The organism is Serratia sp. PL17 (genome assembly GCF_017832355.1).
Classification (GTDB): Bacteria; Pseudomonadota; Gammaproteobacteria; order Enterobacterales; family Enterobacteriaceae; genus Serratia.
Map to the genome: position 1 here is coordinate 305212 of NZ_JAFIBY010000001.1, position 11693 is coordinate 316904.

Consider the following 11693-nt stretch of genomic DNA (forward strand, 5'->3'; position numbering starts at 1 on the left):
ACCCCGGACAAGTTCCGGGGTTTTGTTTATGGGGCTATAGCCTGTTTGTGCAAATCCGCCCGCGTATACGGGCGCTCTACCTGCGCCAAGACAGTAGCAATATGTTCCAGCAATCCTTGCGTTGGTGCAGGTTGCCGTACTCCCATCAGTGCCATTGGCAAGGCCAATGCCACGACAATCTGCGGTGTAGAGAGCTGAGGGCGAGGCTTGCCGCGTTGCAACCACAAAAATAGCGTACTGGCCAGATAGCCAAGTATCAGGCCGCTCACCACCTCTGAAGGAGAATGTACGTGGATAGCTAACCGTGATAGCCCTATGGTGACAGGCAATACCAGCCCCACAACCAGCGCCATGCTGCGTACTGCATGTGAAAAACGCCCGGTCAGCGTCCAGAGCAGAACCGGCCAGATACTGGCCGCCAACGCGGAGTGGCCGCTAAAGCCAGTAAAGTCATAACTTTTTATCCCAATGCCCCACCCCATGAAAGCGAGCTTGGATACGCACACTACAGCACCGGCGCAGCCGAAGATCAGCGCCCATTGCCAGCCAGCGGTACGGGTCGCACGTGAGGCAACAAGTACGGCAAAAAGAATCAGCGAGCAGGGCAACAGCAACATGCTGTCGCCAAAAAATGTCAAAAAATGCCAGTCCAGCACGTTAGTCTCCGGTGAAATGCAAAATCCTATTTCAAGGATAATCATCAAGCCACGGAGTTTACCCTGTGACGCTGGATTGCCCTAGACGCAATAATCTTAAAACCGATGAATGCCACTTATGGCGAAATAACCAGAGATAGCGCTCCGTTGCCAACAATATAGTCTGGCGCAATGCCCGCTAACTCCCTATAATTGTCGCGTTTTAGTTCCCCTCCTTCACACTACGAAATCAGGTCTTTAATTTTATGACTGACAAGCCGCATCAGTGCGTCATTATTGGTATAGCTGGCGCATCTGCCTCCGGAAAAAGCCTTATCGCCAGTACGTTATATCGTGAACTTCGCGATCAGGTTGGCGATGAACACATCGGCGTGATTCCTGAAGACAGTTACTACAAAGACCAGACTCATCTAACCATGGAAGAACGGGTCAAAACAAACTATGACCACCCGAGTGCCATGGATCACAACCTGCTGTTCCAGCATTTGCAAATGCTGAAATCGGGCAAGGCGATAGAGTTACCGCTGTACAGTTACACTGAACATACACGTAAGAAAGAGACCATTCACCTGGAACCTAAAAAGGTGATTATTCTTGAGGGGATCCTGCTGTTGACGGATATCCGTCTGCGTCAGGAAATGAATTTCTCGATTTTTGTCGATACGCCGCTGGACATTTGCTTGATGCGTCGAATGAAGCGTGACGTGAATGAACGTGGCCGTTCGATGGATTCGGTGATGGCGCAATACCAGAAAACCGTCCGCCCTATGTTCCTGCAGTTTATCGAGCCTTCCAAACAATACGCCGACATTATCGTTCCACGCGGTGGGAAAAACCGTATTGCGATCGACATTCTAAAAGCCAAAATTAGCCAATTCTTTGAGTAATGCTGCTCAATGGCCGGAAACCCCTGGTTTCCGGCCTGCGGGCAACTATTTACGCTGCGGCGTAGACCTTTCGCCCGTTGTGTGGCAATTTTTGTTTTAGTGACACGCCTTGATGGAGATGAAGAGATGAGACTGTGCGACCGTGATATAGAAGCCTGGCTGGATTGTGAAAAACTGGTGATTTCACCGCGTCCGCCGATTGAGCGTATTAACGGGGCCACAGTGGATGTCCGTTTAGGCAATCAGTTCCGTGTGTTCCGCGGTCATACTGCGGCATTTATCGATCTGAGTGGCCCGAAAGACGAGGTCAGCGCTGCGTTGGACCGCGTGATGAGTGATGAGATCGTTCTGCCAGAAGGAGAGGCCTTCTTCCTGCACCCGGGTGAGCTGGCACTGGCAGTGACTTTGGAGTCGGTAACGTTGCCGAACGATCTGGTGGGTTGGCTGGACGGCCGCTCCTCCTTGGCGCGTTTGGGGTTGATGGTTCACGTAACCGCACACCGTATCGATCCGGGCTGGCAGGGCCGCATTGTTCTGGAGTTCTATAATTCGGGTAAGCTGCCGCTGGCATTGCGTCCGGGTATGCTGATCGGTGCGTTAAGCTTTGAACCGTTGTCCGGACCGGCAGCACGTCCTTACAATAGCCGCCAGGATGCAAAATACCGCGATCAACAGGGTGCAGTAGCCAGTCGAATTGACAAGGACTAACCGCGCTGGTGGTCGGGTTAGTGTGGCGCTGACAAGAGGATGGCATGAGAAGATTACTGACGACTTTGGCGATTTTACTGGTGGTGCTGGTGGCCGGAATATCCGCGCTGGTGCTTTTGGTTAATCCGAATGATTTTCGTGCCTATATGGTTACGAAGGTCGAACAAAAGAGCGGTTATCATCTGACATTGGATGGCGATCTGCGCTGGCATATTTGGCCGCAGCTCAGCATTCTTGCAGGGCGCATGACGCTGACCGTACCTGGGGCCAACGCGCCAGTGGTGAGCGCGGATAATATGCGCCTTGACGTTAAATTGCTGCCGTTGTTGTCGCATCAGCTGTTTGTGAAACAGGTAATGCTGAAAAATGCCGTCATCCGCCTTACGCCCGACAGCGAAGAACAAAATCAACCCAATGCACCTATCGCGCCTGCGGGCAATTCTGCAGAGTCGGTAGATACGCCATGGAAGTTTGACATTGATAATCTGAAGGTTGTGGACAGTCTGCTGATCTGGCAGCGCGCCAACAACGAACAAATCAACGTTCGCGATATTAATCTCACCTTGAAGCAAAATGCCAAACGCCAGGCGCAAATGGAACTTTCCAGCCGGGTGAATCGTGATCAACGCGATCTGACTTTCAACATGGTGGCGGATATCGATCTGCAGCAATATCCGCGACGCATTGCGGCCAATATCAGCCAATTCAATTACCAACTTGAAGGTGCGGATATTTTGGCCGGTGGCATCAAGGGTGATGGCAGCGCTCAGATGGTGTACCAACAAATGCCGCAGCAAGTCGCGTTAAGCCAGCTGACCCTCAGCGCCAATGACAGCCAATTCTCGGGCGGGGCCAGCGTGCAGATGGGCGATGTGCCTGCCTATGTGTTGAATTTGACATCCACGGCAGTAGATTTGGACGCACTTTCTGGTTGGCAGTCCAAGTCCAGTTCACAAGAACAGCAAGCACCAGGCACGACATCTGCGCCGGTGATTGCCAATCAAATGGACGATCCACAGCAAAATCTTGAAGTACTGCGTGACTTTAACGCACAGCTTAATTTGAGCGTTGATCAACTCACCTATCGCGGCATGAATATTGTTCATTTATCAACGCAAGCGGAAAACCAGCAGGGTTTGCTGACGGTACATTCACTCTCGGGGCAGCTGGCCGGGGGCGATTTCGCGTTGCCTGGCTCGCTGGATGCACGCCACAGCCGGCCAGTGATCGCCGTGAAGCCGGTAGTGCGGCAGGTTGAGTTGGGCACTGTACTGAAAGCGTTCGACATGCCACAGGTATTAACCGGCAAACTCAGTATGCAAGGGGATTTGACGGGCGATCGCTTGACATCACAGTCGTTTGAGCGGCGTTGGCAAGGAACCGCTCAATTGACAATGCAAGATGCGCAACTGCATGGCCTGAATATTCAGCAGTTGATTCAGCAAGCGGTGGCACGCAACGACAGCAGCGTGAGTGGGCAGAAAGATTACCAACGTTATACCGAAGTGAAGCAACTGTCGGCAAAAGCGAGTTTGAATAGCGGTACGGTAAAATTCACCGAGTTGGGTGCAGATTCGCCATTGTTGAATCTGAGTGGTAGCGGTACGGTGGATATGCCAGGTAAGCAGTGTGATATGGCGCTGAATGTACGAGTAACGGGTGGTTGGCAAGGGCGTAGCGATCTGATCGAACAGCTGCAGAAAACGCCTATCCCGCTGCGTGTTTACGGCCCGTGGAGCCAGCTCAACTACCAGTTACAGGTTGATCAGATACTGCGTAAAACGCTGCAGGACAGGGCGAAAGAGGCGCTGAATAAGTGGGCTGATAAGAACAAGGATTCGCGCGAAGGCCAGGATCTGAAAAAACTGCTTGATAAGCTTTAATCAAGAAATGTACGGGTCGGTTAGCGGCCCGTACATTCTGTGACACCCTCAGAGTATTCCCCTTTCCCAATAATTTCCTCCTGTAACTTTGACGGATATCATTACGCCTTTAACTGAGTTTGTGCAGAGTGTGCCCAGTTAAGTGATTTCTACATTTCAGCATGGTCAAAACAATAAGTTGAGGGAATATGATAGAACTTCTGATCGGGGCGGTCGTTGCGGCGGGCGTTGGGCGCTATATCATTAAAGGCTACTCTGCGACGGGAGTTCTGATGGTGGGTGGCCTGCTCCTCTTGGCCATCAGTGCCTTGATGGGCAAGAGCCTGTTGCCTGCCAGCGCAGTATCTACGGGGTGGCGCACGACGGATATCATCGAGTATGTCAAGATCCTGCTGATGAGTCGCGGTGGCGATCTTGGCATGATGATCATGATGCTGTGCGGGTTTGCGGCTTATATGACACACATTGGTGCTAATGATGTGGTCGTAAAGCTGGCCTCACGTCCCTTGCAGATGATCAACTCCCCCTATCTTCTGATGGTGGCAGCGTATTTTGTCGCTTGCCTGATGTCACTGGCTGTCTCCTCTGCAACTGGTTTGGGTGTGCTGTTGATGGCCACATTATTCCCGCTGATGGTCAACGTGGGTATTAGCCGCGGCGCAGCGGCGGCTATCTGTGCTTCACCGGCAGCCATTATCCTTGCACCTACCTCTGGTGACGTGGTGCTGGCTGCCAAGGCAGCGGAAATGCCGTTGGTCGATTTCGCGTTTAAAACTACCTTACCGATATCCATTGCGGCGATTGTCTGCATGGCCATTGCGCACTTCTTCTGGCAACGCCACCTCGACAAGAAGAACAACGAACAGCACCACATTATGGATGTGAGTGAAATAACTACGCATGCACCGGGGTTTTACGCTGTTTTACCTTTTACACCGATTCTCGGCGTGCTGGTGTTTGACGGCAAGTGGGGGCCGGAACTGCATATCATCACTGTATTGGTGGGGTGCATGTTATTGGCGGCAGTGATTGAGTTCTTGCGCAGCTTCAGTGCCAAACAGGTATTTACCGGTCTTGAAGTGGCCTATCGGGGAATGGCGGACGCTTTTGCCAGTGTGGTGATGCTGTTGGTCGCTGCGGGCGTATTCGCTCAAGGGTTGAGTACCGTTGGATTTATCAGCGGGTTAATCAGTTTGGCACAGTCGTTTGGTACTGGCGGGATTATCATGATGCTGGTGCTGGTGGTGATTACCATGCTGGCGGCAATGACTACCGGTTCGGGAAATGCGCCGTTCTATGCTTTTGTTGAACTGATTCCTAAACTGGCGGCTCAGATGGGGGTAAATCCCGCGTATTTGGTGATCCCCATGCTGCAGGCGTCGAATCTGGGTCGTACGTTGTCACCGGTTTCCGGTGTGGTGGTGGCGGTATCTGGCATGGCGAAAATCTCCCCGTTCGACGTCGTGAAACGTACGTCGGTACCGGTGATTGTCGGGTTGATCGTGGTGATTGTGGCGACGGAGCTGCTGGTTCCTCAGCATTTGTAACAGGTGGCCGGGCGATGCCCGGCCCCTAGTTACACCTCGTAGTCAGGCTCTGGTACTGACAGTGGAGTGATCTTCACTTTCAAAATACGGTGGCTACTGACTTCCAGTGGTTCAAACAGATAGTCACCAATGCGTAACTGTTCGCCTTCTTGAGGAATACGTTGGCTGTGTTCCATCAGCAAGCCGGCCAACGTGTGGTATTCACGTCTCTCTTCCAGCGGAAGTGGCAGATATAACACCAAATCCTCCAGTGGCATATAACCATTGGCGGTCCAACTGCCGTCAGCATTTTGCTGAATATCATGCCGCGCATCGACCTCTTCACCGGCTTCCGGAAGGTTACCGGCAATGGTTTCCATCACGTCCGTTAGCGTCACAATGCCTTCAACTGAACCGAACTCATCGACGACAAAGGCAAAATGCGTCTGTGCCTGGCGGAATTGCTCCAGCGCGCTCAGCAGGGTTAACTGCTCTGGGAAAATCAGCGGCTGAAGGATTAACGCACGTAAATCGAGCGGAGCCTGAGCCAGTTGCTGTTTCAGTACATCAATAGTATGGATTACCCCGAGCGGTTCATCGCTGGCACTGTTCTCCACCACGACAATGCGCGTATGCTGATTTCTTTCAAGTAGCTGTGTCAGCTTTTCTTGTGGATCATTCAGCTCAAGATATTCCACATCGTGGCGTGAAGTCATGATGCTGCTTACCGTACGCTGCGCCATGCCTAACACCCGTTCTATCATATGCCGTTCCTGCCGATTGAAAATCTCACCGTTTTCGCTGGTGCTATCGGCCAACAGGTTGGCGGAGTGACTGTCCACTTCCGCTTCCTCGTGTTTACCACTCAGCATACGCAATACCGCTTCCGCAGTTCGTTCTCGCAGCGGCCGTACCGTTGACAGAAAACGACGCCGATTGAACTGAGACAGTTGGTTCAAGGCCTCAATCATCACCGAGAAACCAATGGCGGCATACAGATAACCTTTCGGGATATGGTAGCCAAATCCTTCAGCAACCAGGCTGAAACCAATCATCAACAAGAAGCTTAGGCACAGGATGACAATCGTCGGGTGGGCGTTGACAAAGCGCGTTAGCGGCTTGCTGGCCAGCAACATCAGCCCGATAGCGATACAGACGGCAATCATCATTACCGCCAGATGATCGACCATGCCGACGGCGGTGATCACCGAATCGAGAGAGAATACGGCATCCAGTACCACGATTTGTGCCACAACCGGCCAGAAACGGGCGCCTTTGCGCGGGCCATGCTGTTCTTCATCTTTACCCTCCAGCCGTTCGTTCAACTCCATGGTGGCTTTGAACAGCAGGAAGATGCCCCCGACCAACATAATCAGATCGCGGCCACTGAAAGGGTGCCCAGAAGCAAAGAACAGCGGTTGGGTCAGCGTGGCCAGCCATGAGATGGACGCTAACAGCACCAAGCGCATCAACAGCGCCAGCAACAGGCCGACGACGCGGGCTTTATCCCTCTGATGTTTCGGTAGTTTTTCCGCCAGAATGGCGATAAAGATAAGGTTGTCTATACCCAGAACGATTTCCAGCACGACCAAAGTGGCCAGGCCGGCCCAAATTGTTGGATCTGCGATCCATTCCATACGCCCAATTTCACCTGTAAGTTCGACGGCTTATGCCGCAAGGGAATGATGGGTGCTGAGGCGGGAAAATTCAACTTTAAAACAGGGATTAGGGGTGACCTGTTTGAAGTATGATGAGATTAAGCAAAATAATGCATAAAAAATCACTCATTTCGAAAGTGTTCAGGTTGTGATGCTGTAAGGAAAGGGGCGTTATTCTTAATAAGGAGCCTATACGCCCAGACAGGGGACCTGATGCCTGTTGATAAAAGCAGCGTAAATATAATTTTTAAAAATCAAGTCGTTATAGATGCTATCGGCTGCTACACTTTGTTCACTTTAACCCTGTAGGTAGTCTTATTCTGAAAAGGATAACCAATAAGTATCTTAGGCTTGTATCGATCGGTTAATAGTATAAGAATCTTAGCCATACAAACATTTACAAGTATCACTATTTGGTTATAAACACGTATTTTTTTGCTTTTATGTGACATCTGCGTCACTTAGCAAAGAGCATGGCCTTGATTTACATTGCAAAGCGATTGGGCAATTCCTGATTGCTTCATAGAAAATGATGACAGTGCATTGGTAGCTGAGAGCCAGGGGCGGTAGCGTGTCTGCACCACTCCGTTCCCGTTTTCATAAGCGTCCCGGATAAGGCTTAGTTCGGCTACGTTAAAATTATTGATTGTGGATGAAAAACATGCAAAAGAGACTGAAGGCTGTGATCCCCGTAGCTGGCCTGGGAACCCGTATGTTGCCTGCGACAAAAGCCATTCCTAAAGAAATGCTGCCGGTGGTCGATAAACCATTGATTCAGTATATTGTTAACGAGTGTGTGGCTGCTGGGATTAAAGATATTGTATTGGTTACCCATTCCTCTAAGAATGCAATTGAAAACCACTTCGATACCTCTTTTGAACTCGAGGCAGTTCTGGAGTCACGTGTTAAGCGCCAACTTCTCGAAGAAGTACAGACTATCTGCCCAGACGATGTCACGGTGATGCAAGTGCGCCAAGGTCAGGCAAAAGGCTTGGGCCATGCTGTTCTATGCGCTAAACCTATGGTCGGTGATGATCCTTTTGTGGTGTTGTTACCGGATGTCCTGTTGGATGATTCGACAGCCGATCTGCGTAAAGAGAACCTGGCCAAAATGATCCAACGTTTCACTGAAACTGGCTATAGCCAGATTATGGTGGAACCGGTACCGGAACAGGATGTTTCGAAATACGGCGTGGTGGACTGTGGTGGTGCGGCGCTGTCGGCAGGAGAGAGTACTCCGATGACTGCGGTAGTCGAAAAACCTGCTCGTGAGGACGCGCCATCCAATCTGGCTGTAGTGGGCCGTTATGTTCTGTCCGCCGATATCTGGCCGCTGTTGGAAAAAACGTTGCCGGGTGCGGGTGATGAAATCCAGCTGACCGATGCGATCGCCATGTTGATGGATGCTCAAACCGTAGAGGCTTTCCACATGAGCGGCAAGTCGCATGACTGTGGGGATAAGCTGGGTTATATGAAAGCGTTTGTGCAATATGGCTTGCGTCATGCCTCCGAAGGTGAAGATTTTACCCAATGGTTGAAGCAGACACTAAATAGCAAGTAATGGTTGCGGCTGAATATACGATCATAATATTGAAAGAGGATTATCATGACCAAGTTGAAAGCTGTCATTCCTGTTGCAGGCCTGGGTATGCGTATGTTGCCGGCAACCAAGGCCATCCCAAAAGAAATGTTGCCGATCGTCGATAGGCCGTTGATTCAATATATCGTTAATGAGTGCGTTGCTGCAGGGATCAAAGAAATCATCCTGGTGACGCATTCTTCGAAAAACGCGATTGAAAACCACTTTGATACCTCATTCGAATTGGAAGCGATGCTTGAAGCGCGCGTGAAGCGTCAGTTGCTGGAAGAGGTACAGTCAATTACGCCAAAAGGCGTCACGCTGATGCATATTCGTCAAGGGCAGCCAAAAGGTTTGGGACATGCGGTGCTTTGTGCCAAACCCCTGGTAGGGGATTCACCCTTTGTGGTTTTGTTGCCGGATGTCTTGCTTGACGACGCAAAAGCAGACTTGAAGAAAGATAATTTGCCACACATGATTTCTCGCTTTGAACAGACGGGATTGAGCCAGGTGTTGGTTCAGGCTGCTGATGAGCATGTGCTGTATGATTACTCGGTAGTTGAATGCGAAACCAGCAAGCTGCAACCGGGGGAAAGTTCTCGCATGACTGCGATTATCGAAAAGCCGGGTCGTGACGTTCAGTTGAAGTCCAATTACTCCGCGGTAGGGCGCTATGTGCTCTCGGCTGATATTTGGCCGATCTTGGAAAAAACAGAGCCTGGAGCTTGGGGGCGTATTCAACTGACAGATGCCATTTCTGAATTACTGAAACACAAAACGGTCGAGGCGACAGAGCTGGTGGGTGAGTCGTTCAACTGTGGCGAAAAAATGGGCTACCTGCGGGCGTTTGTGACCTATGGTTTACGCCACCCTACGCAGGGTAAAGCGTTTCGCGAGTGGGTTGAACAGCTTTCCTTATAAATAAAACTACTGAATTTCTTGAGGGCTGACTAAGTACATACTTAGCCGGTCTTAAGCTACGTTTGATTGATGCGCATATAGACTGGCATACTCTTTTGTTTGAGTATTATGCAATAATGCTTTCATCATAAAGCTCATACTAGCAGACCAGAATTCAATGCTTGCTCAATGAATGCGAATTGTCATATGTACCTGAGCAGATAACACACAATTTTCTGAGTGCCCGATAAGCGCGCTGGTCGGCTTGGGACTTAGCACCGCAAACATTTTTACTTTGATAGTGATGATAACTCGATGGCAAAAAAACAATGGAAACTGGTACCACTTTTGGTATCAATTAGTGTGATTAGCGGTTGTACAATCGTCCCAGGATCTCATCTTTCAACCAGTGGAAAAGACGTTGTCAAGCAACAGGATAGCGACTTTGACATTGATAAATTGGTGAACATTTATCCAATGACGCCAAGTTTAGTTGAAAAAATGCGGCCAAAACCTGTGGTTGCGCAATCCAATTCATCGTTAGAGCGCGAGCTGCAGAATTACGAGTATCGTATTGGTGTTGGCGATGTGCTTATGGTGACCGTTTGGGATCATCCAGAGTTGACTACGCCAGCGGGCCAGTATCGGAGCGCAAGCGATACGGGGAACTGGGTGAATTCTGATGGAACAATTTTTTATCCCTATATTGGTAAAGTAAAAGTTTCGGGGAAGACCGTCAGTCAGGTACGCAGTGATATCGCAGGTAGGTTGGCACAATATATCGAAAGCCCGCAGGTAGACGTGAGCATTGCTGCATTCCGTTCACAAAAGGTCTATGTCACTGGCGAAGTCGAAAAGTCAGGCCAGCAACCTATCACCAATGTTCCTTTGACGATTATGGATGCCGTAAATAACGCAGGTGGGTTGAGTGCTAATGCGGACTGGCGAAATGTCGTATTGACGCATAACGGTAAAGAACATCGGATTTCACTTCAGGCTTTGATGCAGAAGGGGGATTTGATGCAGAATCACTTGCTCTATCCTGGCGATATTCTTTATATCCCGCGCAATGATGACTTGAAAGTATTCGTTATGGGAGAGGTCAAGAAACAATCTACATTGCGTATGGATCGCAGTGGCATGACTTTAACGGAAGCGTTGGGTAATGCCGAAGGTATGGACCAAGCAATGTCTGATGCAACTGGCGTATTTGTGATTCGTCCGTTACGGGGTAGTGAAGGGCAGAAAATTGCCAATATTTATCAGTTGAACGCTTCAGATGCTTCAGCACTTGTCATGGGAACTGAATTCCAATTGCAGCCATACGATATTGTGTACGTGACTACTGCACCAGTGGTGCGTTGGAATCGTGTTATTTCACAGTTGGTGCCGACAATTACAGGTGTTCATGACATGACTGAGACTGTGCGTTTCATTAAACAATGGAACTAGCATATGTTTGATTCAATTCTAGTGGTTTGTATCGGTAATATTTGCCGTTCCCCGACAGGGGAGCGCCTGCTAAAACAATTATTACCAGATAAAAAAGTCGCTTCTGCAGGGTTAGGAGCGCTTGTAGGAAAACCTGCTGATGCTTCAGCGACAGATGTTGCATTGAGACATCATCTATCTCTTGAAGGACATGTAGCAAAGCAGTTAACAGCGTCGTTATGCCGCGAGCATGATCTTATCCTCGTAATGGAGAAGACACATATTGATGCAGTCTGTCGTTTGGCACCAGAGGTTAGAGGAAAAACGATGCTTTTTGGCCATTGGCTAATGCAACGTGAAATTGCCGACCCTTACCGCCAAAGTCGCGAGGCTTTTGAGTTTGTTTACCGACTTCTTGATGAGTCCGCTAAAAAGTGGGCTCATGCTTTAAGCCGATAGCCATTC

At 49.9% G+C, this 11693-nt stretch carries 10 protein-coding genes; 8 read left to right on the forward strand and 2 right to left on the reverse strand.

Annotated elements, in window-relative coordinates:
- Positions 1-26 precede the first annotated feature (26 nt).
- Complete coding sequence (locus tag JOE25_RS01480; protein WP_209632445.1) at positions 27-656, reverse strand: phosphatase PAP2 family protein; 630 nt, start codon at positions 654-656, stop codon at positions 27-29.
- 245 nt (positions 657-901) lie between these two features.
- Between JOE25_RS01480 and udk the strand changes: the two genes are divergently transcribed.
- The 4 genes from udk to dcuC all read left to right on the forward strand — a co-directional run bounded on the left by udk (position 902) and on the right by dcuC (position 5681).
- Entirely contained in the window at positions 902-1543 is a 642-nt protein-coding gene (udk, locus tag JOE25_RS01485) for a uridine kinase (RefSeq protein ID WP_004942376.1), read from the forward strand.
- A 126-nt stretch (positions 1544-1669) separates the two neighbouring features.
- The gene (gene dcd / locus JOE25_RS01490; RefSeq protein WP_012006010.1) at positions 1670-2251 is read left to right on the forward strand and encodes a dCTP deaminase; all 582 of its coding nucleotides are present in this window, start codon (positions 1670-1672) and stop codon (positions 2249-2251) included.
- A 44-nt stretch (positions 2252-2295) separates the two neighbouring features.
- Entirely contained in the window at positions 2296-4134 is a 1839-nt protein-coding gene (gene asmA / locus JOE25_RS01495) for an outer membrane assembly protein AsmA (protein WP_209632446.1), read from the forward strand.
- A 188-nt stretch (positions 4135-4322) separates the two neighbouring features.
- On the forward strand, positions 4323-5681 hold the full coding sequence (gene dcuC / locus JOE25_RS01500; RefSeq protein ID WP_209632447.1) for an anaerobic C4-dicarboxylate transporter DcuC: 1359 nt from the start codon (positions 4323-4325) through the stop codon (positions 5679-5681).
- A gap of 29 nt (positions 5682-5710) precedes the next feature.
- Here dcuC and JOE25_RS01505 read toward each other — a convergent pair whose 3' ends face one another.
- The gene (locus tag JOE25_RS01505; protein ID WP_209632448.1) at positions 5711-7297 is read right to left on the reverse strand and encodes a TerC family protein; all 1587 of its coding nucleotides are present in this window, start codon (positions 7295-7297) and stop codon (positions 5711-5713) included.
- A gap of 682 nt (positions 7298-7979) precedes the next feature.
- Here JOE25_RS01505 and galU point away from each other — a divergent pair.
- From galU to JOE25_RS01525, 4 genes are all read left to right on the forward strand, one after another.
- On the forward strand, positions 7980-8879 hold the full coding sequence (gene galU / locus JOE25_RS01510) for a UTP--glucose-1-phosphate uridylyltransferase GalU (protein WP_209632449.1): 900 nt from the start codon (positions 7980-7982) through the stop codon (positions 8877-8879).
- A 45-nt stretch (positions 8880-8924) separates the two neighbouring features.
- Positions 8925-9818: a sugar phosphate nucleotidyltransferase gene (locus tag JOE25_RS01515; protein WP_209632450.1), complete on the forward strand. Its 894-nt coding sequence runs from the start codon at positions 8925-8927 to the stop codon at positions 9816-9818.
- 294 nt (positions 9819-10112) lie between these two features.
- Positions 10113-11249 (forward strand): polysaccharide export protein, encoded by a 1137-nt coding sequence (locus tag JOE25_RS01520; RefSeq protein ID WP_209632451.1) that lies wholly within the window; start codon positions 10113-10115, stop codon positions 11247-11249.
- Between the two features lie 3 nt (positions 11250-11252).
- Complete coding sequence (locus tag JOE25_RS01525; protein WP_209632452.1) at positions 11253-11687, forward strand: protein tyrosine phosphatase; 435 nt, start codon at positions 11253-11255, stop codon at positions 11685-11687.
- The last annotated feature ends 6 nt before the right edge of the window (positions 11688-11693 follow it).